Source organism: Microcoleus sp. T3_B1, assembly GCF_036700445.1.
Taxonomy (GTDB): Bacteria; Cyanobacteriota; Cyanobacteriia; order Cyanobacteriales; family Microcoleaceae; genus Microcoleus.
On the sequence record NZ_JAUBOX010000005.1, the window covers coordinates 22,965 to 48,750 of the forward strand.

Sequence of the window (25,786 nt, forward strand, 5' to 3'; positions counted from 1 at the left end):
TAGCCTATACTGGGATTCTTTTTGGAAACTGGTATAAGAAGTGGATGTAAAATCCCAAATAAGTAAATCAAGTTAATTAAACGTAAAACGATCGCACTTTTACCACCCCCACTTCTTAAAGAAGTCGGGGTGGTAATTAGATCAAGACTTAAGAAAGAGTCTTTCTAGCACGTTCCGATCGCTCTTCTGCGGTATCCATAACATCCGCCATTTTATCCACCATTTCCCCTGGGTAATTTTCTAGTACCCGAGTAGAAAGTGAAATTCGGCCACGACTTTCATCGAGGTCAACCACGATCGCTTTCAGGGGTTGACCGGGAGCAAACACCTTTCCAAGGTTATCAATATATTTTTGGCTAACTTGCTTGATGTGCAGCAAACCGCTAACTCCTTCCAAGTCCACAAACACGCCAAAAGGCTTGATGCTGCTGACTTTTCCTTCCACCAACTGACCAATTTGCAAGTCCTTGAAAGCATTGGATTGAGTGGCCATCCGCTGGGAAAGTACGAGTTTTTCTCGTTCGCGATCGACCTCCAAAAAATTAACGCTCAAAGATTGACCGATCAGCGATTCTAGGTTATCGCGATCGACTAAGTGCGATCGGGGAATAAAGCCGCGCATTCCCTGAACATCTACAGTCACGCCGCCCTTATTTGCCCCAGAAACCCGCACCTGAAGAACTTTACCGGTTTCCTGCAATTCAACTAAATCTTCCCAAGCTTGCTGAATTTGTAACTGCCGCAGAGACAAAGTAACTTGGCCATCTGCATCTTGTTCGCGGATAATCAAAAAGTCCCGTTCCTCGTCCAGCGGAACCACTTCCGACAAATCCGTTACTGTTCTCAAAGCAGCCTCTTCGATCGGCAAAAAAGCCGAAGACTTGCCGCCGATATCAACATACGCGCCGTTTGAGTCGTACTCGAACACTTTGCCGCGCACTACTTGTCCCTTCTGGAACTCATAATTGTGCTGTTCGAGGGCTTTAGCAAAATCATCCATTGAAAAGGATGCTTTTGCGCTTTGAGAACCTGTAGATTTGGAATTCATGTCAGTTTAGTTGTCAGTTGTCAGTAATTTAGTTGGCAGTCGTCAGTAGAAAAAATTTTCCCACTCTCCCCATCTCCCTATCTCCCCATCTCCCACTCTCTAGGCTGGTTGAAGTTGCTGATGAAATAGCTGCTTCACCTGCATCCACGAGTCGGCTGCTGCCGTAGCGTCGTAACTGCCGCGGTGGTCGCAGAAGAAGCCGTGATCGGCATTGTAGCGGAAAATTTGGTGAGAAATACTGTGTTTTTGCAATTCTGCGGCGATTTGGTCAACTTGTTCTAAGGGAATGCTGGGGTCTTGAGTGCCAAAAAAGGCGTAGAGAGTGCCTTTAATGTCTGCTGTGCGGGCGATCGTGGGGGTGCCGCCGCCGGGGGTTTGGGTGGCGATACCGGCGCCGTAGAACGACGCTGTAGCCTTGATTTCGTGCAAAGTAGCGGCAAGGTAGGCGACGTGCCCTCCAAAGCAGAAACCGATGCAGCCAAAACCTTCTGGTTTGACTGAGGGTAGAGTTTTGAGGTACTCGATGGTGGCTTGGATATCGCCCAGAAGTTCGGAAGCGGTGGTTTTTTCTTTGTATTCTCTGCCGATTTGGATAGCTTCGGGTGTGTAGCCGGTTTCAAAGCCGGGGGCTTGACGCTGGTAAATGGCTGGGGCGATCGCCACATATCCTTCTTTTGCTATTCTTTCAGTAACTTCCCGGATGTGCGAGTTGACGCCAAAGATTTCTTGAATCACGATAACTGCGGGAAATTGCCCTGGGGAGGTTGGCTGGGCTAGGTATGCAGCTATTTGCAAATCCCCGTTAGGAACTGTGATGTTTTTGGTGCTAATTTCGGCTTTTGTCATAGGTTGTTTTAAGGTAAATGCCACTCTACTGATTTTAAGTTAATTTGGGGATTTTGTATGCAATTTGCCAATAACATTTTTCGGAACCGCGAAGCACAAATACCGCAAATATGGCAGGTAAAATTCGCTTATTGTTGAAGGTTTAGGTTTCGCTGAATAAGTTGTGGCAAATCACTCCTAGCAATTAATTGGGATTCAATTTCGGTAAAAGATAAGTTGTGGTCTGTGATTTTCTAAAGCATAGATTTTGATAAGTCTACGACTTGGCAGCTTTTATATGGCTTTTTCGTTAGAAATTAGAGATAAGTGTCTAAGTCGTTAGCTGTTGAATATGAGCTAATTTTTTTTGATATATCGGAGTTGTTTTTTAATCGCTTTGCTTTCTGGTTGGCGGAATCGTTTGAGGAGATTGATTCCGGCTAGGACTCAAGTCTAAGTTACGATCGCCCCGCCGAACAAAGTCATCCAACCAGTTGAGGAGATTGATTCCGGCTAGGACTCAAGTCTAAGTTACGATCGCCACGCCGAACAAAGTCATCCAACCAGTTGAGGAGATTGATTCCGGCTAGGACTCAAGTCTAAGTTACGATCGCCCCGCCGAACAAAGTCATGCAACCAGTTGAGGAGATTGATTCCGGTTAGGACTCAAGTCTAAGTTACGATCGCCACGCCGAAGAAAGTCATCTAACCCAAGGAAGACAGTATTTGGTTTTTTCCGCTGTGCGCTTGCTGTCAGGGTAAGATCGAAGGTATTGGTGGCGTAGAGCCCTTGATCGCAGAATATTTTTTGCTGAGTTTGCGTCTATGGGTAGGTGTGAAAATCGGAGTATCAAATTTTTCGGCTCAAACTCATGTGTAGCAAGAGTTTGATGCCCCTAGTGTGAAAACAAGATAGACGCAAAGTCTGAAAGCTTTACAGGATAAGGTTTTGGAGGGAATATGGAAAATCGGGTATTGACAAGCCGAAGGCTGGAATGGTACTTTTATTTTAGATGGACGCAACTGCACGTTGAAAACCAAATACACCAAGGCTTCTGGAACGGGCGGCCGGAAAAAACCTAAAACCCTATCAGGGATTGAAACTTCCGTCAGGTTCGACGGCAGTACCCGACATCCAAAGCCGGAAAAAACCTAAAACCCTATCAGGGATTGAAACCAGACGGTCGCTGGTGGGCGTGGAAAAATGGCGGAGTGCCGGAAAAAACCTAAAACCCTATCAGGGATTGAAACATTTGTTTGTCCTCATTGTGTTAATTTCTTTGAAGCCGGAAAAAACCTAAAACCCTATCAGGGATTGAAACGCAGGAATTGAACCTGATTTCAGCACAAGAAGTCGGCCGGAAAAAACCTAAAACCCTATCAGGGATTGAAACCTGGTGTATCAAAGACTTGCAGTTCTGGCCGCAATTCGCCGGAAAAAACCTAAAACCCTATCAGGGATTGAAACCCTGGGGCCTCCGGTGCTGATACACCGACCCGCGCCGGAAAAAACCTAAAACCCTATCAGGGATTGAAACTCCCCGACGTACTCAGAGCAATTCGAGAATTGCGCCGGAAAAAACCTAAAACCCTATCAGGGATTGAAACCCAGAAATCCTCCCATTTTGGCTTTATCACTTTCGTTAAGCCGGAAAAAACCTAAAACCCTATCAGGGATTGAAACAAGCTTTCATTATTAAGGACGACACGGAAAGAGAATGCCGGAAAAAACCTAAAACCCTATCAGGGATTGAAACATGCTGGAAAAAGAAGTACGGGAACTGCAATCAAGCCGGAAAAAACCTAAAACCCTATCAGGGATTGAAACTGCGCCGAGGAAATTCGCAGGGAATGGCACGAGGCCGGAAAAAACCTAAAACCCTATCAGGGATTGAAACACCATTGCCAGCTCCGGCTGATATGGTGGAAAGGCCGGAAAAAACCTAAAACCCTATCAGGGATTGAAACTTAATACCCTCCAATGTAATTTCAGAAGAAACTCGGCCGGAAAAAACCTAAAACCCTATCAGGGATTGAAACTGAAGCAGCATAATGAAAAATAACTGGGAAGGTATGCGCCGGAAAAAACCTAAAACCCTATCAGGGATTGAAACACAGAAAGATGGCTGGTAAGTTACATAAGAAGTACAGCCGGAAAAAACCTAAAACCCTATCAGGGATTGAAACAACCGCTGGGGCAAGTGGATAGCTGCTACGGTAGTGCCGGAAAAAACCTAAAACCCTATCAGGGATTGAAACTGGGTATATGAGGAAGTTTTACCTTCAATTGAAGAGCCGGAAAAAACCTAAAACCCTATCAGGGATTGAAACGGACGCATTGCAGCTACCGGGCGATTCTCTATATGCCGGAAAAAACCTAAAACCCTATCAGGGATTGAAACGCGCCCGAAACTTTGTTAGTAATACTATCGTAAAGCCGGAAAAAACCTAAAACCCTATCAGGGATTGAAACTAATGACATCAAAGTCACATAATACTGAGGTACGCCAAAGCCGGAAAAAACCTAAAACCCTATCAGGGATTGAAACTCCAGTAATCCTCCACAATTAGGTGGCGGTGTTTCGCCGGAAAAAACCTAAAACCCTATCAGGGATTGAAACGTGGTAAGCTTTCGAGGCGCTTGAGCGCTCGATAAAGCCGGAAAAAACCTAAAACCCTATCAGGGATTGAAACAAATTTACTGCTTGAAAAATCTTCTGTTTCTGCTCCTGCCGGAAAAAACCTAAAACCCTATCAGGGATTGAAACATTTCTGCTCGCTCTAATTCTCTTGATAAAATTGAGCCGGAAAAAACCTAAAACCCTATCAGGGATTGAAACTTTTGGGGCACTAGCCTAACTCAGGCTGCTATCGCCGGAAAAAACCTAAAACCCTATCAGGGATTGAAACTTATCAATTTTCTTTTCTCTTTCAAGTTGCTGAGCGCCGGAAAAAACCTAAAACCCTATCAGGGATTGAAACAAATCCCTCGGCAACTACGAAAACTGCAAATTGGGCCGGAAAAAACCTAAAACCCTATCAGGGATTGAAACAAATCAAAACTGTTACTTGGAGCTAAAGGCGGCTTTCGCCGGAAAAAACCTAAAACCCTATCAGGGATTGAAACACCACCAATTGCAAGCAAGAACTGAAATTCTCGATGTTTCAAGCCGGAAAAAACCTAAAACCCTATCAGGGATTGAAACGTAAGTCTGCGCTTTGGATTCAGCCCAAACACGCGCCGGAAAAAACCTAAAACCCTATCAGGGATTGAAACATCAATTCCATATCATTGTGGAGATTATCTACCGCCGGAAAAAACCTAAAACCCTATCAGGGATTGAAACGAATTCTTGTTAGGAAAAAAGTTTTTATTGTATGCCGGAAAAAACCTAAAACCCTATCAGGGATTGAAACTGAATTTTAGTTAATAAATGATGGGGGAATCCCCGCCGGAAAAAACCTAAAACCCTATCAGGGATTGAAACCTTTGTAAGAGGTTTATTGATTAATAATGAATCGCCGGAAAAAACCTAAAACCCTATCAGGGATTGAAACATGAGAGGTATTCTATCTCTCAACTACAAGCTATAATGCCGGAAAAAACCTAAAACCCTATCAGGGATTGAAACGCAGCGGCCAAAATCAGCATACCCGCCCCAGGCTGCCGGGCCGGAAAAAACCTAAAACCCTATCAGGGATTGAAACTTCTAAAACAGACTGCTGTTTTTTTTCAAAGGCCGGAAAAAACCTAAAACCCTATCAGGGATTGAAACCTGAGTTTTAACCGAAGTGCCTGGATAATTTCATCGCCGGAAAAAACCTAAAACCCTATCAGGGATTGAAACTATCCAGTCTCCGGTGTAGTTCTGAAAGCCTTTCCCGGTCGGAAAAAACCTAAAACCCTATCAGGGATTGAAACTTACCCGGAGATTCAGTTGGTATCGCTTGACGCGCCGGAAAAAACCTAAAACCCTATCAGGGATTGAAACCAAAGCGCACAACTCAGAAACACGCAAACCCGCATAGTGCCGGAAAAAACCTAAAACCCTATCAGGGATTGAAACGTTGGCGCTCTCATTGGTAGCGCTGATCTAAAAGCCGGAAAAAACCTAAAACCCTATCAGGGATTGAAACAGCCACTTGCCCGCCTATCCGACCTTAACGAGCGCCGGAAAAAACCTAAAACCCTATCAGGGATTGAAACAAAACTTTTGTTCTTGCTTCATGCTGATCGGCTCCGCCGGAAAAAACCTAAAACCCTATCAGGGATTGAAACGGCGGGGTAGGTTAGTAGGGATGCACTGGCGGTCGGCCGGAAAAAACCTAAAACCCTATCAGGGATTGAAACCTTTCTCGATTCACTCTCACAGGTAGGACAGTTAGGGCCGGAAAAAACCTAAAACCCTATCAGGGATTGAAACTTGATATTTTTCCACCGCAGCCCGATCGCCTCGGGCCGGAAAAAACCTAAAACCCTATCAGGGATTGAAACTTGTATTGCTGAAACTTTACCCACCAATTACAAAAATCGCCGGAAAAAACCTAAAACCCTATCAGGGATTGAAACTCATGAGTCGGCAACAGGATTTTATTAAAAAGAATGCCGGAAAAAACCTAAAACCCTATCAGGGATTGAAACTCGTGGATGAATGACACGGGGCAATTTTCGAGCCGCCGGAAAAAACCTAAAACCCTATCAGGGATTGAAACAGAAAGATGTCATCTGTGTCTCGTTCGCAGGTTAAGCCGGAAAAAACCTAAAACCCTATCAGGGATTGAAACCCCTACTGGTTGCCGGAACATCTCAGACCACTCCGCCGGAAAAAACCTAAAACCCTATCAGGGATTGAAACAATTTAATGCTGCGAGATTTTCGCACCAATTTAGCCGGAAAAAACCTAAAACCCTATCAGGGATTGAAACATCGCACCTTTGAAACTTACTGCCAAAGTGAGTGCCGGAAAAAACCTAAAACCCTATCAGGGATTGAAACAATAATCCATGTGCCGTACCATTTCCAGTTACTCGGCTGCATGCCGGAAAAAACCTAAAACCCTATCAGGGATTGAAACGTTGAACAAACTCCACCGCGCTTGGTTTGCTCGAGCCGGAAAAAACCTAAAACCCTATCAGGGATTGAAACATTGGGCGCTGCTAGCTCCCAGGGGTTTCGGCGGTGATTGAGCCGGAAAAAACCTAAAACCCTATCAGGGATTGAAACAAGAAAAGCCCACGCCGACGGGCCATCAAAATCGCCGGAAAAAACCTAAAACCCTATCAGGGATTGAAACTCCTTCCCTTCTCCGGGGCGCGTTCCCTCTGGGCTTTTTCGCCGGAAAAAACCTAAAACCCTATCAGGGATTGAAACAATCAGGCAACTCTGACAGGAACGCGGCTATCCAAAGCCGAAAACAACCTAAAACCCTATCAGGGATTGAAACTATGGGTCAAGCTAGTTAGCGCTTGAATGGCAAGTGTACGCCGAAAACAACCTAAAACCCTATCAGGGATTGAAACGCCAAATCCCTTCAAGATTGTTGCGAGAATATTGAAGCCGAAAACAACCTAAAACCCTATCAGGGATTGAAACTTGTATCTTCCGAGCGAATCTTCCTGCCAATCTGGCCGAAAACAACCTAAAACCCTATCAGGGATTGAAACATTGGTGTAGAGCCAGGATAGGCGATGAGTGCAGACGGCCGAAAACAACCTAAAACCCTATCAGGGATTGAAACAACCCCTAAAGCATACTACTTTTAATACTACTTTTGCCGGAAAAAACCTAAAACCCTATCAGGGATTGAAACCCAGCACTTCCTACACTCTCGCCACACTCTCGTAGCCGGAAAAAACCTAAAACCCTATCAGGGATTGAAACCTTTTATACTATGGCAAGTGAACTAAAAAATCAAGCGCCGGAAAAAACCTAAAACCCTATCAGGGATTGAAACATAGAAGCAAAAGCGAAACTGGTTGCGCTTTTGCCAGAGCCGGAAAAAACCTATTTCCCCATCTAGGGCTTGAAAGACCCAAACTACAAAATTATTGGCTCAAAAATAGACCTCTCCTCTCTCTTTCTATCTCCTCCCATAACCTCAAGCAATCGATCGACTACACGCCTCCAAGTAAAATTTTCAGCCACAAAAGCCGGGCCCGCAACCCTCGCTTTCGCAGCCAATCCAGGCTGTTCGATCGCCCTTTGCATCAAATCAGTCAAATGTTCCCACTCAGGAGCTAATATAAATAAGGTTTCCCCGTCACTTACCACACTCATAAATTTACTTTCAATCCGCAGTGCAAAGTCCGATCGCGTAAAATCATCTGTAGGGCCGCCCGCCGTGCAAATAACCGGCAAACCGCAAGCTGCAGCTTCCAACACCGGCAGATTAAAACCTTCTGCCAAATAGGGAGAAACATAAACATCTGCTGCTTGGTAAAACTCAGCTATTTGAGCAAAAGATAGCTGGCTACCAGTATAAATTAATCTTGGTAAAACCCTCGCTCTTTCCGCATCGTTGAGCACAACTCGGCAGGCTTGGGCAATCTCGTCTCTCGACGGATAAAGCAGTTCAGAACCTTTTAAAACTAATCTCGCATCGGGATATTTGTCAACTACCGCAGCGAAGGCTTTTAATAAAGGGCGAATACCTTTGCGATCGGTTTGTCCTCCGATGTTTAAAAATATAAAATAGTTTGACCAGCCCAAGCTTTGGCGCAGTGATTGACGCCGATCGCCCGCAGCAGGATAATAAATCTGAGGATCGACTCCCAAAGGTACAACGGCAATGCGATCGGCCTCAACTCCGCTGCGAATTAAGCCGGCTTTTGACCACGCCGACGGTGTAATAATTTTCGTTTCTGAGTTAACCGGAGTTTGGGCGATCGACTTAACACCCATCGCCTGTAATACTGAACTCGTAACAATCCCCCATTCTGTGGCTGCAAATACCCAAGTTTGAGCGCTGCTGGATGCCGAGAAGTCCCACGGGCAGTACATTCGCAGGGTAACATCCGCTGACTGATTTACCCCAGGGCTCTTAATGCTGCGAAGTAATGTTTCATTTGGGCGATCGAATAAACTAATTTTCGTCTCCCAAGCTGGGTCAATGTAGGGCATATCGCGGTGGAAAAGCTCAATTTGTCCTCGCGGGCGAGCGAGCATTTCCAGCAGTTGAAATTGATTGGCTACGCAATAGGAATGATAAATAAAACGCCAGCCTTCAACAATAATCTGCAATTCAAAACTCCCGCTTTTGGAATTAAAAATTCACCTAATAATCAGCAACTGGTAATTAGTAATTAGCTAGCAAAAATTACCAATTACCAATTACCAGAAAGAAGAGGTTTACAGCCAGAACCCCGATCAGGAGAAATTAAAAGAAGACTGTTCATTACTCCAATCCTCTTCCTTCCAGGTAGATGTCGGTATCCCAGGTCAACTGTCAACTGTCAACTGTCAACTGTCAACTGTCAACTGTCAACTGTCAACTGAACAATTCCTTACTTAATCACTTGCCAATCCATAATCCGCCATTGTCCCTCTTGACGGATCAAGTCGTAGCGCACCCGCAGGTTTTCATTGCGCGAAGAAACGAGTTGAGAACGATCGAACACTTCGGCTTTTTCCGAGACTTGTGCTTCTACTTGGGCGCGATCGGGATTAGTCGGATTTGTGGTAACTCCATTAACTTGCAGCTTGTGTACATAACGCTGGTGCGCGTTGTTACGCTGTTGAGCTTCTGCCATCAATTGCCAGCGAGACAAAGCCGGTTCTGTGAGAACTCGCCTTAATTCTTCGACAGCGTGATTGGGGCCCAAAGCCGCTGCTTTCGCCGATAGCCAGCCTTGAACTAAGTCTTTTGCTGCTACCTCATTGATTTCTCCCGACACTGCGCCTGCAGCGCTCGGCTCTGGGGCCGCGGCCACGGCAGGGATTTCCAGCGGCGGTTCTTCCAGGCGGACGAGGGCTTGCTCTCCTTGGAGGGGGCCCGATAGGGCTTGCATCGCGCTAGCCAAGAGACTGAGTATTAACCACAAAAGTAACAGGCTCACGACACCTGCGACTAGAAACAAAGCCAGCCTGTTTGGAGGCATGGACTTGACTTGGGCGGTAATTTCTGCTGCCTTGGTGCGCGCTCGATCGGCAAAATCGCCCTTTAGCCCTTTGCCGGTTGCTCCGCTTCGCCCTGAATGTTGGCGTCTGCGATGTTTGGAAGTCGATTCTGCTGGGTGTGGCACTGTCGCTATCGGGATAGACACGGGGGCAACAGCGCTAGGCGCGGCCACCGTTGCCTGGGATTTCGCGCCCGAAGCTGCGGTGGAAGCGTCGCCCGGTACGGGGGTCAAGGTGACTGTACTGGCTCCCTGCTTGGCTGTGGGTGGCTGTGCCGGTATGGCAGCGGGCGATCGGCCTGCTGTCGGTTGCAGTCGCCCTGGCTGCTTGCCGGCGCGGGGCTGCACGACGACCCATTCGTTGGCGGTTTCTGCGTCCTGTGGCAAAGCTTCTAGGTAAGCTTGTACTTTCGGGTCAGCAAAGTAGTCTTTCAAGGACACTGACTCGTTGGCCAAGTCGCGGAAGTGGGGAAACACTTCTTCTTGTAGCCAATGTTCGGCGTACAAGCACAATCCGGGCAACAAGTCGGGTGAATCTTGGGAATGTTCGCGAATGAAGGCCAGGGGTTCTTTTTCCGAACTCAGTTCGAGGGCTCTGCTGGCTTCTTCTGTTTGGCCCAGCAGCAGGGAACAGACGGCTTTTTCCAGGTGAACGTCTTGGCGGCGACCGAGCTGCATCAGCATCAGCTTGGCGCGACGGATCATCGATGGCTGTCTGGCGGCAAATCCTTGGGCTAACAGGGTGTAGACCGAGAGGTAAGTGGCGACTGCGGAGGGGCGGCCGGCTTCGGCTTCAAATAGCGCCTGCTGCTCGCTGCTGGTTAGGTGTTTACGCATTTGCTGCACGAACCGGAGGAAGTCTTCTATTCCTAAACCGGATCGATCGTCTCCCGAACCGTCGATACCGCCTCGTTCTTGAAGCATTTCTCGCAGGATTTCCAGTCCCTTGCGACGCTCGGCGACTTTTTCTTCGGGAAGCGATAATAGCTCTAAAATGTTGTACGGACGGAGTTTGTATATGTCGGCTTGCATTTCACCCCTCACGCTTGCAAATAGGCTTTCGCGCAGCAGCAATTCTTGACCTGCTTCTAATGATTTTGCGGCATTTTCGTACTGACCTTGCTGCCACTGTTCGCGGCCGAGTTCTAGACAGGCAAGGCTGACGGTTAAAACTATATCTGGCCTCACGAGCTGAGGGTCGCCGAAACGACCTTCTGCGATCGCGATGCTGCCATTGTTAAGATACGGGCGACCCAGCTTCTGTACGAGTTCGTATTCTCCCAGTTCTTGCAGTATGAGCAGGGCTCCTACGAATTGGTTGTCATCGATTTCAATACTTGGAGTGTGGGGGTCGGGAGCAGCCTCTAAAGCCTTGGACTCTGCCGGAGCGGTTTCTCCTGCGTCTTGCAGGAAGGTGGCCGGGCCTGCTGAGGTTTTTGACCTCTGGTGCTTGGCTTCCTGTGCGGCTTCCGACTCTCGATCGTAAGTTTTGGCTAAAAAACTGGCATCGTAAGCTTTGCGCCCCTCTGAGTCTGACAGAACGGCGCAGGCTTCATCGAGCAGTTGTTTGCGGGCGACGATCGCAACTTCGGAATACTCCCTGCGCGGAAGCTGTAAAGTTCGATCGCGGTGAGCCTGCTGCAACTGTTCGGCAGTAGCTTGAATCGGTAGACCCAAAATCCGGTAGTAATCTAGTGGAATTAACACTGTCCACTTCCCCAAAGCGCTAGCAACTGAATTAGCCTATCTTAAGTGAGATACTCCCGCAAACCAAATCAAAAATTCTGGTGTTGGCTTCCAACCACCTAATTCACGGTATGTTGGAGTTACCGTAGAGATCCTCTGATTTTTTTCCCTCTACAGCGTTTTACAGTGAGGAAAATGGAAAGCCCCACTGCCCCTGAGCTAAATGAGTTGTTTGACTCTTGAGCATTTTCGGGTTTGAGAGTAATGGAATTATATCATTGGTTGGCATGGGGTTTGGATGGGAGTTGGTTCTCCGAGTCCGGGCAATCCGCCCCGATGGCCAAACTCATTTTAACAATTGGTGAAGTGCTGCACAGCAAAGGTGCGATCGTTTTCTGCTGCGGTTGTGTCCCATCTCGGTTTAAATTTAGATGTCTAGGAAGCCGATCGTCGGGTATTAATTATTTATGGTTCAGGAACGGACTTTACCAGTTTTTGACGCGCAAAGCGTAACCATTTCTCGGGATGAGGGCTTGATGCTCTACGAGGATATGGTCTTGGGGCGCTATTTTGAGGACAAGTGTGCTGAGATGTACTACCGGGGCAAAATGTTTGGTTTTGTCCACTTGTACAACGGTCAGGAAGCTGTGTCTACTGGCGTGATTCGATCGATGCGCCGGGATGACACTGATTACGTCAGCAGCACCTACCGCGATCACGTTCACGCTTTGAGCGCGGGCGTCCCGGCGCGGGAGGTAATGGCGGAGTTGTTCGGGAAGGAAACTGGTTGCTCGAAAGGCCGCGGCGGTTCGATGCACATGTTTTCGGCGGAACACCGACTGTTGGGAGGTTATGCTTTTGTGGCTGAGGGGATTCCTGTAGCTACGGGGGCGGCTTTTCAATCCAAGTACCGCCGCGAAGCTTTGGGGGACGAGAGTTCCGATGGCGTGACTGCTTGTTTTTTTGGCGATGGTGCTGCAAATAACGGGCAGTTTTTTGAGTGTTTGAACATGGCGGCTTTGTGGAAGTTGCCTATTATTTATGTTGTGGAAAACAACAAATGGGCGATCGGGATGGCCCACGAGCGAGCTACTTCTGACCCGCTGATTTACAAGAAGGCTCATGCTTTTGGCATGGCTGGTTTTGAGGTTGATGGGATGGATGTTTTGGCGGTGCGGGAAGTGGCGAAGGAAGCTGTGGCGCGGGCGCGAGCCGGCGAGGGGCCGACTTTGATTGAGGCTTTGACTTATCGCTTTCGCGGCCATTCTTTGGCCGATCCTGATGAGTTGCGTTCTAAGGAAGAGAAGGAATATTGGTTCCCCCGCGATCCGATTAAGAAGTTGGCTGCTGAGTTGATCGATCGAACTTTGGCGACTGCTGAAGAATTGAAAGAGATCGATAATAAAATTCAAGCAGTAATTGACGATGCAGTGGATTTTGCTGAGAAAAGTGCCGAGCCAGATCCTAGCGAATTGTATCGGTTTATCTATGCAGAAGATGAGTAAGCTGTTGTGCATTTAACTTGTATGTTTAGGGCGGGCAGGATGCCCAACCCCTACTCCCCACAAGAGTGATATATCCCCGTAGGGACACGGCGAAAGCCTTTGTCCCTACTGCACTTCCTAAACCAGAAATACGCTGTAATATCAAATCCGTTAGCATCGGAATAGTAAATCCGAGTTCACTGTTCACTGTTCACTGTTCACTGTTCACTGTTCACTGTTCACGGCGTCAACAGTCAACCGTCAACCGTCAACATAATTACGGTGTAACCGGAAATGATATAAGACTTACGTACAAACTTTACTTGTAGGGTGTGCAGTGCGAACCTTACAACCATAAATTAGGGCTAGAATCAAAGGTAGACTTTCTAGACGAAAAGAGGCGATATGATAAATCTCGATCGCGATCTAACTCAAGCCAGCAAAAATATGGGTGCAGTTCGAGTCAAAGTCAAGCTAACGAATGCCATTGATGAAGCCTTAGTGAGCCGAGGAGTGCTCAATCCAACTCTGTTGCGCGTATACGAAGCAGAAGCACTGATAGATAGTGGCGCAGTCAGAACTGCGTTACCTGCGGATGTAGTAGAGCAGCTCGGTTTAAGAATTCGGAGTCAGGAAATAGCAAAATATGCTGATGGCCGACAAGAAACAGTGGGATTAACAGGGCCTGTTATCATTGAAATAGAAGGGCGCGAGACAATAGAGGCGGCAATGGTTTTAGGCGATATGGTGCTAATCGGTCAAACTGTGTTAGAAACTTTAGATTTGCTGGTAGATTGCAAAAATCAGCGTCTAGTTCCCAATCCCCAAAATCCCGAAAGACCTGTATTGAGAGTTTAATACTAAATGCCTTCTAGAAGTAGTTTCCTTGGATAGAATCAAGTTGAATATCGAGAGGTTCTGAAAATTATCTGAGCTTGTCAGAACCAAGCTTATCTTTAAAGAGTTGTGCTTGATTTCTTACCATGTCCCTCGACTTCCCCAGTCCTCACTTATTTCTTTTACAGCATATTCCATGTAGATGTATATCGCCAGAAACCGGGTTTCTTGAACTGAATGATTACCAGAGGCGAGAACTGTAAAGAAACCCGGTTTCTCTGGTGTACTTAATAAACCTGGAATACGCTATATCTGCTATTCCTTGATTGAGAGAAAGATAAACGCCTGAGAAGTCGGCGCAAAATAAATAAACACAGTAAAACCCCGACTGGACAGTCTGAGTTACAAGCTTGTTAAATATTGCTATCCAAGGAACTTTAGCCCAAGAACCATTCCCTGCAGAAGCTTTTACCCTATAGATTTCTGGTAATTCCAATGAAGCACTTATTGATTTCGGCACTACATTTCTGACATAACTAGCAAATGAATGTCCCTGGAAGTTTTCATTACTGACCAATGGATATTTCTAAAGGATTTTTTCAATGGACTCTCTAAGCGTCATAACCAATAATTAATGTTGCATCTTCAATTTAATTATCGTGCCTCACCAGCAGCTTTCAAATATTAACCCTGCCGATAACCTAGAGTATAACCCTTAATTATACCGCAACTGCGGTATAACATTTTATACCAGGTGTCAACTCCCGCAAACTACCGCAAGATTACCCGATCGCCCATCCTGTATATCGCAGCAAATGCAGCGCCACCCCCAACCCGCAAATCTCCCTTGCAGAAAGTAGCACAAACGTGATACGGTATAAGCTTGTGTCCAAATAACACCAGTTCATGCCAAAACTCAAAACTCGCAAAGCAGCCGCAAAGCGCTTTAGAGCGACCGGCAGCGGTAAAATTGTGCGCCGTAAAGCTTACAAAAGCCACTTGCTACAGCACAAAAGTTCAGCTCGCAAAAGCCGTCTATCTAAGCTGGTCGTCATCGACGAGACCAACGATGCTAACGTGCGGTTAATGCTTCCATACTTGTAAAGTTTAACGGAAATTAAAGATGACACGGGTAAAACGCGGTAATGTCGCCAGAGCGCGCCGCAAAAAAATTCTCAAATTAGCCAAGGGTTTCCGAGGCGCACAGTCGAAACAGTTCCGCACAGCTAACCAACGGGTGATGCAGGCCCTGCGTAACGGTTATCGCGATCGCAAAAAACGCAAACGTGATTTCCGCCGCCTGTGGATTGCTCGGATCAATGCCGCATCGCGCCAGCACGGCACGAGCTACAGCAGACTGATCGGCAACATGAAGAAAGCCAACATCGAAATCAACCGCAAAATGCTGGCACAAATGGCGATCGTTGACCCGGCAACATTCGGTAAAGTCGTGGAAATGGCTAATCGAGCCGGAGCCTGAAATCTAGCTTGATTTTCAGAATGCACAAAGCAGAAGTAAGAAAGATTTAACTGTCTGCCAGAGAAGGAAAACTCCTGATGAATTGAGGAGGTTGAGACCAAGTTTCCTTCTTTGTTCTTACTTCTGGATTTTTGCTTTTTCAGAAATCGCGATCGGGCCGGTCGATCGCTATTTCCTTGTTTTTTATACAGTTGCAGAGGCCAATCTCAGAGATTGCTAGGGCCTTAAAATAAATAAAACCTTCCACAGACATACCTAAATTTAAGAAAAACATGGATAGTAATTTGCTCATTGTTTACCTGACAGTCCTGCTCGCTATACTCGGCAGCAGTTCCTGGTTTGTGGTGCGCCAGATTCTCAAAACTAGGAAGCTGGAAATGTCTCTGGAACGCTTAGAAAATAAGCTGACGGTAGAAAAAGGAACAGCACAGGAATACTACGAATTAGGAAGTATATATCTAGATAAGAAGCTTTACTCCCAGGCGATCGTACTGTTTCAAAAAGCCCTGAAAGCCAAAGACTTAGAAGGCGAAGAAAATCAAGCTGTTATTTACAACGCCCTCGGTTTTGCACACTTCGGCCAAGAACAGTACGACATCGCGATCCGCCAGTACAAAGAAGCCCTGAAGTTGCAGCCAGAATACGTTACATCTCTCAATAATCTGGGTCACGCCTACGAGCGCAAGAAATTAACAGCTCAAGCCTTGGAAATGTACGAACAAGCTCTCGCCTGCGATCCAGACAATACCACGGCCAAACAGCGAGTAGAGTCCCTTCGGAAGCGTTTGGTAATCTATAATTGAGCGCCCCTGTTAGGAGCAATAGAGATCCCGCAAACCTGGTTTCATTCAGAAACCGGGTTTTTTCTTAACATAGTCCAAGATACTAAACTATCCAACACATTAATGCGTTAGTTTTTAAGAACAGGAATTCCAAGTGACGCTCGATCGCACACCGTCCCAGCACTTTAAATTACTGTCAAGATAAAAACAGTACCTGCAACGCCGGTCAGTCCTAAACAATAGAAGGAGGAGAACGTAGTGACATCAATTCTCGTTGTCGAAGATTCGTGGTTGACTCGCAGGGTAATCTGCAAAATCCTGCGAGCAGAAGGATACGAGACTTGGGAAGCATCCAGCGGCCCAGAAGCTCTAGAACTGCTCGGCACTAAAACCCCAAACTGTATGCTCTTAGATCTGCTGATGCCGGAGATGGAAGGTAGGGAAGTCCTGCAAGCCATGCGCGATCGAGGATATAAAATTCCAGTGATCGTAATTACCGCAGACATCCAAGCAACCACCCGCTCCGAGTGCATGGAACTCGGAGCCCTGGCAGTCATTCACAAAATGCCCAACTCAGACGAACTAATCGGGTGGATCAAAAAAGCTCTTAGTGTCAGCGAGGAGAGCACACAATGAAATTAAGCACTCGACAGCTCGATGCTTTGCAGGAACTCGTCAACATCGGGATCGGTCAAGCCGCAGGGGTTTTGAACGACATGATCGACTCCCCGATTCGCTTGCAAATCCCCTACCTTCAAATCCTGACTCCCATCGACGTGGAACAAGAGTTAGAGCAACACCTCAACGGCGAGCAAATCGCCGCTGTCCAGCTCAAATTCACAGGCTCCTTTGGAGGCATTGCCCAGCTAGTCTTTCCCACAAACAGCGCTGCCCTGCTGGTGACAATGCTTACAGGGGAAGAAGCTGGAACTCAGGATCTCGATTCAGTCAAAATTGGTACGCTAAGTGAAGTGGGAAATATTGTAATTAATGGGGTCATGGGTGCAATCAGCAACGTACTTCAGCAGCGCCTGAACTATTCAATTCCCACTTATAGCGAAGGGACGATTGCTAGTTTGCTGATATCTGGCGGTTTAGCTACTGATACAGTTGTTTTATTAGCCCAGACCAGTTTCATGATTGAAAGGCTTCACATTGAAGGAGATATCATTCTTATTTTCAATGTTAATTCCTTTGACACCTTGTTGACTGCTATCAATCAACTTGCCGGGGGTCTATGATTGAGGAGAGCAAAAGTATTAAGGAAAAGTTTGGGGTTCTCGACAGCGTACCAGTCGGCGCCTGCTTGCTGCAAGATGATTTTGTGGTGCTGTTTTGGAACACTTGTCTGGAAGAGTGGACTAAAATTCCCCGCAGCCAAATATTGGGAACAAAGATCACAACCCATTTTCCTCACCTGAGTCAGTTAAAGTACGCCACTCGCTTCAAGCAAATCTTTGCAGGAGGCCCGCCAACAATTTTTTCTTCTCAAATTCACAAACACCTGATTCCGGCAACTTGGCAAGACGGCCAGCAGCGAATTCAGCAAACTACTGTGACTGCTGTGCCGGCACTGGAGGCTGGCATAGAAGAACAGGAGATTAGAGACTGGGTTCTCCATACTCTTGAGTTGGAATCAGAGGGTAGTGTCGGAGTCGGCTCATCAAGAAGTGCTTTTGTGTCTAGGGAATCTCCACCCTCAGCTTCGTCATCAATATGGCCGGGGGTCAATGCCCCATCGTTCTACGCGCTGCTGGTGATTCAAGACGTGACCGACCTCACCCATCGCATCCAAGCTTACCGCACAATGCGGGATCAAGCTGTGGAAGAAGTGCAAGTGCGTCAGCGGGTGGAGGAAGAATTGCGATCGAGCCAGCATTTCATCCAGCAAATTGCTGACGCGGCGCCTTATTTGCTCTACATCTACGATTTGACCCAACGGCGCAACGTCTACGTCAACGGTCAAGCTTCTAAATTGCTGGGCTACACTCCCCAAGAAATTTTACAGATGCAAACTGCTTTGTACTCGAGTTTGGTGTACCCAGAAGATTTGCCGAGGCTCAAAGCCCACCAGAAAAAATTTCCCTCGACTCAAGACGGGCATATTTTGGAGTTAGAGTATCGGCTCAAACATCGATCGGGCGAATGGCGCTGGTTTCGCTGCCGCGACCAAGTTTTCGCCCGCACAGCCGACGGCTGCCCCAAACAAATTTTCGGCACCGCTCAAGATATCACCGAGTACAAACGGGCACAAGAGGCGCTGCGGCAGCAGAACGAACGAGAACTGCTGATGGCGACGATTACTCAGCATATCCGCCAGTCTCTGGATTTGGGTGAAGTGCTCAGCACGACAGTGACAGAAGTGCGTCAGTTCCTTCAGGCCGATCGAGTGATGATCGTCCGCTTCAACCCCTGTACGGGCAGTGTCTGCGCCACCCCGGCGACGGGGGCGGTAACAGTGGAATCTGTAGCTGCCAACTGCAAGCCGATGTTGGGGGAAACCCTGGAAAAGTTCTGTTTTGACCAGTTCTATCTCGAAGCGTACCAACATCGAGCGATCCGACCGATCGCCGATGTTTTGGCCGCGGATTTGCCGCAATATCAAATTGACTTGCTCGCACAATTCGCGGTGAGAGCTTATTTGGTTGTGCCTTTAGTGCAAGGAGAAGAGTTATGGGGGCTGCTGATGGCCCACCAGTGCAGTCCCCGGCAGTGGATGCAGTTGGAAGTAGAGTTGCTGTCTTCTCTGGCCACCCAGTTGGCGATCGCCATCAAGCAAGCAGAACTCTACCAGCAGTTGCAAGCGGCCAACCTCAAGTTAGAGCGCTTGGCTACTTCGGACGCACTCACGCAGCTAGCAAACCGCCGACGGTTCGATCAGTATTTAGAAATGGAGTGGCGCAGACAAGCGCGGGAACAAACGCCCATGTCCCTAATTCTGTGCGATATTGATTCTTTTAAAAGTTACAACGATACTTACGGGCATCAAGGCGGAGACGAATGTTTGCGACAAGTCGCCGGGGCGATCGCCAATGCAGTCAATCGCCCCGCCGATTTAGTAGCTCGCTACGGAGGCGAAGAATTTGCCGTTATTTTGCCAAATACCTCGATTCAAGGCGCAGTGATCGTAGCCGAACACATACAGCTCACAATCGCAGCTTTGCAGGTTCCGCACGCTGGTTCTCAGGTGAGCGAGTACGTCACTCTCAGCCTGGGCGTAGCGAGTATTGTTCCTGCATCTGAATCGGGAGCCGAAATTCTGATTGCCGCAGCCGACCAAGCGCTTTATCAAGCTAAACGGCTTGGGCGCGATCGTATCCAACTTTACCAGCCCGATCCTGCTGCTGGCAAGGCGAATGGGACAGGCACTTCGATACTTCCTGTAGATTTTTCTCTCCCAAACACTAATTTACCATCTCCCACCAGCGCTTGACGAATTGCCATATTTGTTGATTCCGAGTAGTTATACCACTCCGCAAAAAAAATGCCACTGTAAGCCCGCGATCCAAACCCTGATCTCCCTCTTCTGTCACTCTGCGGATTAAAGAAGTAAGAAATAAGCCAGCTCATCCAGATAAATAAAAGGGTTGGAATTGATTTATTGGATCAATTAAATCGTTGAACGCAATAAATAAATTAGGATTTGGGAATATTTGTAATGAAGGATAAATCAACCCAAATATAAGGATGGGTTGGATAAGCTGTTGTGCATTTAAACTGTGATACAACACTCCCCCTTTTTTGTGATTTTTCGTCCCCATTTAATCATTAACTCTCCTTCATTTAAGAGGCGATTTAATAAATACTCTAGGTCTTCAATGGATGTAAAAAGTCCATTAACAATATATTTTTTATCGAATACCACACCAATTAAATTAAGTTCTAGTGGGGACTCGATTCGGGAAGTAATTATCAATTAATCTCAAATCCGTTAGCATCGGAATAGTAAATTCGAGTTCACTGTTGACGGTTGACAGTGAACAGTCAACCGTCAACCGTCAACCGTCAACATTATTCCGGTGTAACCGGAAATGATATAAGATTAGGTATTTCTGTTTCATTTTTTTGAGGTACTCTTCTTTTTTATAAAAACTGACCTGTCACCACAACTCCAGAATAATTAACCTTCTTTCTGGCATCGGTTACATCATAATAAAGCGAATCTGTTGCCGAACTTCCTTCTTCAACATCTGCTATATCATTGAGGGTTGCAGGTTCGGGATGCTAAAATCAAGCCGTACCATTTATCTATTGGTATTTGCTTTCCGATCCTAAATCCTAAGTTTTCAATAATTTGTCGGGTTTCCGCGTGAGTGTGACCAGACCACAAGTGATATTCTAAAGAAAGGTTTTGCACAAGTTGCCAAGTATCTCGATCTTCAAATAACAGCCATTCTGCACCTTCGCAGTCTACTTTGGCTAAATCGACGCTACCACCGATTCGCTCGATCGCCCTGCGAAATGATATCATTGGTATTTCGCCACTTTCGCTAACTGTCGATCGGGTTTTTCCCGAAACTTCGCGAATGTCGAGGACGATTTTACCATCTCGGCCTCCTACTGCTTCCATAAAATATGTAAAATTTGCGATTTGAGATTGATGTTTAAGGTAATTTTCTAGGTAGGGATTAGGTTCGTAGGCGTGAATTACGGCCTGGGGAAACCTGTTCCTCGCAGCAATCGGAAATAAGCCGACATTGGCTCCAATATCAATAATTGTCATCAGCGATTCAGATAATTGCTCGACTCCGTAGCAGTCGTCTAAAAGCACTTCTATAAATTCTCCGTCCATGCCTTTCTCTGAAGGCACGTTTACTTGATGCTGTTTTCCTTGCACAATCACTTGTTCGGGCAATTGAAAGTTAGCAACTCTGTTAAATTTAATCCCTAACTTTTTGGCTCGAATTTGGCGCTGCACCAGTTGCTGAATTTTATGGACAAGCATAGGGAGAGATTGAAATTTATTTTAATTGCAAAATAACGTTAGATGATGGAAAAGCCTCTAGGTAAGGTAATACTTCACATTTTGCACCGCTTGTAAATCCAGTTTATGTCTGCGAATTAAACCTGAATGCGAGAGTTTTAGTCAACCAATGCGGCTGATTACGAGTTTGTTGAGAAGGCGCTAGATATCATTACATAGAGTTATTTTTTTGTTTATAAGAAGAGTAAATTGAGAGTGCATCTGCTTTAATAATATATGTCAAAATACGCTTCAAAACACGGAATTGAAAAATGTTAGAGTTCGATGGACTGCTCCCAACGATTGAAGAGTGCTTCCTATCTTTGACACAGTAGACTTTTTGCCTGAATCAAGTAAGTTAACTAGACGTTTGTGCTGGAGACGACACTCACAAGCTTGATTTGCCACAAGCGCTAGCCTTCACCCCCAAGCTGACAACAAGCCCATTATTCTCCAACGCAACATTTGTTCTTGAACACCTAGGTTTTAGCACCTGCTTATAGCTGGTAAAAGTATAGTCATTTATAGACAGACATGGGAGGCTTGCTGTCCCTCCCCTTTCGCTTTTACTTCAAGCGGATTGACCCTTCTTAAGCTGAACTACGCAGCTCCCTATCAAGAAAGCTGAACGCATTTGGGATTGCTTTTCTGAGAATGTTGTACGAGCCATTCACGTCAGAATTAATCAACTGACCAGTCGATGTTTTGTACAAACGCTTAATCCGTTTTCCAGTAAAAACAGGCTCTTTTTCTGTTTTTCCGTAAACAGGAATTGGATCTAAACCCAGGAAATTTGCTTTCGATGTGTAGGATTCTTCATTCACGATTACCTTAATTCCCACCAAAAAAGCTTTGTACTCCAACATTTCAATTAATCGAGCATGAGGAATACTAACAAAGTTTTGGTTAGTCTGCTTTCCAATGTTTATATCGGTTTTCCACTGTGCATTTTTGCCAATTACTAGCGTCCCAATTTGTTGCTTTACCAAAATATCAACAATCATTCGACTCGCATGATGCAAGTAATTGTCTACTTTTTGATTACGGCAACGAGTTAGTCGCTGAATCCGAGGTGAAGTTTTGCGGTTCCCTTTCAATTGGGATTGCAATCGTGAAGAGCGCTTGTTGTAAAACTGGTTGATCGATTTCAATGGTCGCCCGTTAATCAACATTGGGATAAAACCCGGTCGATTTGAAGTTAACGCCACTAAATTATTCAATCCCAAATCAATACCGGCTGCAAAGCTATTGTCCTTAGCGGTGGACTCCGGCTCATTATAAATTACCTCAATTACATAGGAATCGCATTTCGGAATTAATCTAACTTGACAAATTCGGTCAGGGTTAATTTTAGTCTTAATTGAGAGTTCAGTACCAGAAAGTTTGAGAATTCCGCTTCTTAATTGTTTGCTACTAATCGCCTGAATCGTGTAGACGAGAAGGTTGCGCCCCTTAATCTTATCTTTGTACTTTGGTAACTTTGGACGACCAGTGAATTTAGAAGAGTCGGCTTTGTAAGCTTTAGAAGCCTCAAAGAACGATTTCCAATTCTTGTCGAGCACCATCAAGATTTGTTGACTCACTTTGGCAGGTAAAGCCTTGTATGCCTCGTGAAACTTCATCAATCGATTCATCTCGTTGTAACCGACATAGCCCCATCCATAAATAAAGTTCTGACGAATGACGTAGTTAGCGGCATTGTACAGATTCTTGGATTTGAAAGCTAATTGGTCAATTTCCGCGAAACGGGATTCTGTTGATTTAATGATATGCCTTTCTGCTAATTGCATTCAGCATCTCCATCTTTCAATTCGGCAATTATCTTTTCTGTTTTTATGTTGGCGCGTCGCTGTCCGTAAAGTCGAGCAGCAAAGCTAGTAACTATAGCCACTAAGTCTTGCATCAATTCATCTTTTCCATTCTCGGCTAGGTTGACTATTTCTAACTTAACTCCCAATCGTAGTAAGAGAACATCTAGATAGTTTGTGCCAAATCGAGCTAAACGGTCTTTGTGTTCAACTAATAAAATGTCGTAGTCATCTTGTTGTAGTAGTGCCTCTAACTGTTTTCGATGGTCGTTTAATCCACTGCCAATTTCTTTGACATTTTTAACAATTTGATAACCGTTAGCAATGGCATATTCAGTTAATCTCTCCGATTGGCGGTTGAGGTTATCTTTATTTTCTGAAGATGAGACTCGACTGTAAATAGCGACTCGGTTCTTCTTGACTTGGCTTGATGGCGATTGTGGCAAGTAGTCAACTATAATCAGACCGCTTTCCGTCTGCCGTGCCGGATGTGGCAGTTTGTTTGCCTTCCACCAGCGCCACGCTGTGGTGTAACTTATGCCTATTGCCTTGGCGTAGTCAGGTAGTTTCATTTCGACCTCCTGACTACATAATACCACCATCGCTCATTACTGCTTATAAAGTTAATGAAGTTTTACAATACGTCCGGTGAGGCTGGCAACCACCGCCACTAACTCAGCAGCATCTACGGGTTTGGTCAAATGTATCTGAAAACCTGCTAATAGTGCCTGCTGACGATCGTCATTTCGGGCATAAGCCGTCAGCGCGATCGCGGGTAGCCTACCGCCCCGCTGCGCTTCAAGTTGACGCAACTTGCGGATCAGGGAGTAGCCATCCTCATCCGGCATCCCAATATCGCTCACTAAAACATCGGGGCTGCGATCGCTTGCGGTTTGGATAATGGTCAAGGCCTCCTTTACCGAAGCCACAGCCATGACATCAGCACCATACTTTGCGAGAATCGTACTCAGCAACTCTAGCGCGTCAGCCTCGTCCTCTACCACTAGGATTTGTAAGCCTTCAAGGGTCGATGAGCCCTGAAACCTCCCATTCGCCTTGACGATCGAGTTTAAGGGCTCTGGAGCGCTGGGTGGTAGATGGATAATCGTCACGGGCAGTTTGACTGTAAAAGTCGTCCCCTGTCCTATCCCTGGACTCACTACCGTTACAGTCCCGCCATGTAATTCAACTAATTGACGCACAATGGCTAACCCTAAACCCAACCCCCCATAACTGCGAGTGGTCGTGCTGTCGTGCTGGCTGAAGCGATCGAAGACAAACGGTAGAAAATCCGAGCTGATGCCTGCCCCAGTGTCGCTGACAGTAATTTCAACATGGGAATTAACCCGCTGCAAACGAATCTCGACTCGCCCGTCTTTAGGCGTAAATTTGAGGGCGTTAGAAAGTAGATTCCACACAACTTGCTGCAACCTATCGGCATCACCCAAGAGCGGGCCAACCTCAGAATCGATCCGGCTTTGCAGGCGAATTGACTTTGCCTCAGCCGCCAAGTGTACAGACTCAATCGCCGATTCAATCACCGGCACGAGGTTGACAGGACGGACTTGGAGGCGCAGTTTACCCGTGATGATGCGAGAAACATCGAGGATGTCTTCGATGAGCTGGGCTTGAGACTTCGCGTTTCGCTCGATCGTCTCCAAAGCCCGCGCCACCTTATCCTCACTGAGGTTTTTCTGCCTTAACATCGTTGACCACCCTAAGATGGCGTTGAGAGGAGTTCTGAGTTCATGAGAAAGAATCGAGAGAAACTCATCCTTGGCACGGTTGGCGGCCTCTGCGTCTGCCCGAATTATTTGTTCACGCATCAATAATTCGTCTTTGGTGCGATTAGAGGCTTCCAGTTGGGCAGTGCGTTCCTGCACCCGTTGCTCTAGCTCCACATTAATCGCCTGGATACGGCGGCGACTCTCTTCTAGTTCCTGGTTTGTAAGGGCGAGTTGGGCTGGACTTGGCGCATCGAGCGCCACTGGAATTAAGGGAATCAGTAAAAAGGTGAATGTATAGAAAGACCAAACACCAGTGAGAGCTTTGATCACTCCTGAAACCCAATAAATGGGGTGCCAAAGTGTCACTATTCCCATCAGGTGCGTGGTGCCACATAAGGCAAAGATAAAAAAGAAACCAACCAGCAGCATCACCGTGTGGGCAGGCAGATCCTTACGCTCAGTCGTAAAGTAAACAATGGCAACCGCCACCGAGTAATAAGCGAGGGTAGTCAAGGCATCTGAGGTTAAGTGGAGCCAGACTAACCCCGGTTTCCAGAGGTAACAATGCCCGTGAGGAATGAAATTACTAGAAAAGAAGGTGCTCAAGAGGTTAGGCATATTAGTTTACGGCGCTGTCAAGTTAATTTAGGGGGTGTCATCAATTCAACCAGATGACCGCAGCAGCCAGAAGAATCGCACGCCGGAAAGTTCACCGCCCTAGGGTGATAGCGCGTCGCGATTCCCTGATACTGCTTCAGCTTGGGGAAAAAGTTCTTAATCAAATGACGGGCGTTGTAAAATTCAGCATCGTAAGTTTGCAGGGTCTTGCAATTGCGGCGAGGTGAAATGACGGTGGTCTTCCCCTCGGCATTGAGGCGGTCAATCACACGCTGATCTGGATCATAGCCCTTGTTAGCCAGCAGTGTATCCGCCACCAGTAACGGCTGCAGTTGGTCGCCTCCTGCTCGCGTCACCAGTTTGTCGGGGGGTTGACTAACAGTGTATAGTTTTCCAACAAATGCCCACATTTG

Annotated in this window: 17 protein-coding genes, 1 pseudogene and 1 CRISPR repeat array; of the genes and pseudogenes, 8 read left to right on the plus strand and 10 right to left on the minus strand. The window is 46.6% G+C overall.

The genetic code is table 11. The features are described from left to right. Positions 1-148 precede the first annotated feature (148 nt). From QT990_RS04580 to QT990_RS04595, 4 genes are all read right to left on the minus strand, one after another. Positions 149-1,048, minus strand: coding sequence for a S1 RNA-binding domain-containing protein (locus QT990_RS04580; RefSeq protein WP_333081864.1), 900 nt, complete (start codon positions 1,046-1,048; stop codon positions 149-151). A gap of 99 nt (positions 1,049-1,147) precedes the next feature. After that, complete coding sequence (locus QT990_RS04585; protein WP_333145835.1) at positions 1,148-1,894, minus strand: dienelactone hydrolase family protein; 747 nt, start codon at positions 1,892-1,894, stop codon at positions 1,148-1,150. 1,046 nt (positions 1,895-2,940) lie between these two features. Beyond that, positions 2,941-7,827: direct repeats of the CRISPR family, unit length 37 nt; unit sequence GCCGGAAAAAACCTAAAACCCTATCAGGGATTGAAAC. An 83-nt stretch (positions 7,828-7,910) separates the two neighbouring features. Next, positions 7,911-9,113: a glycosyltransferase family 4 protein gene (locus tag QT990_RS04590; protein ID WP_333289823.1), complete on the minus strand. Its 1,203-nt coding sequence runs from the start codon at positions 9,111-9,113 to the stop codon at positions 7,911-7,913. A 263-nt stretch (positions 9,114-9,376) separates the two neighbouring features. Then, positions 9,377-11,695, minus strand: a complete 2,319-nt coding sequence (locus QT990_RS04595; RefSeq protein WP_333147128.1) for an IMS domain-containing protein — start codon at positions 11,693-11,695, stop codon at positions 9,377-9,379. A gap of 446 nt (positions 11,696-12,141) precedes the next feature. Between QT990_RS04595 and pdhA the strand changes: the two genes are divergently transcribed. Both pdhA and QT990_RS04605 read left to right on the plus strand, forming a co-directional pair. Beyond that, on the plus strand, positions 12,142-13,179 hold the full coding sequence (gene pdhA / locus QT990_RS04600; RefSeq protein ID WP_333147130.1) for a pyruvate dehydrogenase (acetyl-transferring) E1 component subunit alpha: 1,038 nt from the start codon (positions 12,142-12,144) through the stop codon (positions 13,177-13,179). A 384-nt stretch (positions 13,180-13,563) separates the two neighbouring features. Further along, a complete protein-coding gene (locus QT990_RS04605; RefSeq protein WP_333464980.1) occupies positions 13,564-14,016 on the plus strand; it encodes a clan AA aspartic protease in 453 nt (150 codons plus the stop codon). Between the two features lie 220 nt (positions 14,017-14,236). On the opposite strand, the gene QT990_RS35765 is transcribed toward QT990_RS04605, so the two are convergent. Then, positions 14,237-14,572, minus strand: coding sequence for an MrcB family domain-containing protein (locus QT990_RS35765; protein WP_445252092.1), 336 nt, complete (start codon positions 14,570-14,572; stop codon positions 14,237-14,239). A gap of 329 nt (positions 14,573-14,901) precedes the next feature. Here QT990_RS35765 and rpmI point away from each other — a divergent pair, with 329 nt between their 5' ends. From rpmI to QT990_RS04635, 6 genes are all read left to right on the plus strand, one after another. Next, a complete protein-coding gene (rpmI, locus tag QT990_RS04610; protein ID WP_006634164.1) occupies positions 14,902-15,099 on the plus strand; it encodes a 50S ribosomal protein L35 in 198 nt (65 codons plus the stop codon). Positions 15,100-15,118: 19 nt separating this feature from the next. Continuing rightward, entirely contained in the window at positions 15,119-15,475 is a 357-nt protein-coding gene (gene rplT / locus QT990_RS04615; RefSeq protein ID WP_015178606.1) for a 50S ribosomal protein L20, read from the plus strand. A gap of 272 nt (positions 15,476-15,747) precedes the next feature. After that, a complete protein-coding gene (locus QT990_RS04620) occupies positions 15,748-16,278 on the plus strand; it encodes a tetratricopeptide repeat protein (protein WP_333147134.1) in 531 nt (176 codons plus the stop codon). 237 nt (positions 16,279-16,515) lie between these two features. Continuing rightward, complete coding sequence (locus tag QT990_RS04625; RefSeq protein ID WP_333147136.1) at positions 16,516-16,893, plus strand: response regulator; 378 nt, start codon at positions 16,516-16,518, stop codon at positions 16,891-16,893. Continuing rightward, positions 16,890-17,498 (plus strand): chemotaxis protein CheC, encoded by a 609-nt coding sequence (locus QT990_RS04630; protein ID WP_333147139.1) that lies wholly within the window; start codon positions 16,890-16,892, stop codon positions 17,496-17,498. Before QT990_RS04625 ends, QT990_RS04630 begins: the two co-directional genes overlap by 4 nt. Next, positions 17,495-19,690, plus strand: coding sequence for a diguanylate cyclase domain-containing protein (locus QT990_RS04635; RefSeq protein WP_333307055.1), 2,196 nt, complete (start codon positions 17,495-17,497; stop codon positions 19,688-19,690). Before QT990_RS04630 ends, QT990_RS04635 begins: the two co-directional genes overlap by 4 nt. Positions 19,691-20,455: 765 nt before the next feature. On the opposite strand, the gene QT990_RS04640 is transcribed toward QT990_RS04635, so the two are convergent. The 5 genes and pseudogenes from QT990_RS04640 to QT990_RS04660 all read right to left on the minus strand — a co-directional run bounded on the left by QT990_RS04640 (position 20,456) and on the right by QT990_RS04660 (position 25,783). Then, positions 20,456-21,202, minus strand: a complete 747-nt coding sequence (locus tag QT990_RS04640) for an FkbM family methyltransferase (RefSeq protein ID WP_333464981.1) — start codon at positions 21,200-21,202, stop codon at positions 20,456-20,458. Between the two features lie 540 nt (positions 21,203-21,742). Further along, positions 21,743-23,010, minus strand: a pseudogene (locus QT990_RS04645) (RNA-guided endonuclease InsQ/TnpB family protein). Beyond that, the gene (locus QT990_RS04650) at positions 23,001-23,600 is read right to left on the minus strand and encodes an IS607 family transposase (protein WP_333147150.1); all 600 of its coding nucleotides are present in this window, start codon (positions 23,598-23,600) and stop codon (positions 23,001-23,003) included. The pseudogene QT990_RS04645 and the gene QT990_RS04650 overlap by 10 nt, the downstream one beginning before the upstream one ends. Positions 23,601-23,651: 51 nt before the next feature. Continuing rightward, entirely contained in the window at positions 23,652-25,373 is a 1,722-nt protein-coding gene (locus tag QT990_RS04655) for an ATP-binding protein (RefSeq protein ID WP_333464982.1), read from the minus strand. 17 nt (positions 25,374-25,390) lie between these two features. After that, a complete protein-coding gene (locus QT990_RS04660) occupies positions 25,391-25,783 on the minus strand; it encodes a hypothetical protein (RefSeq protein WP_333408669.1) in 393 nt (130 codons plus the stop codon). Positions 25,784-25,786 lie beyond the last annotated feature (3 nt).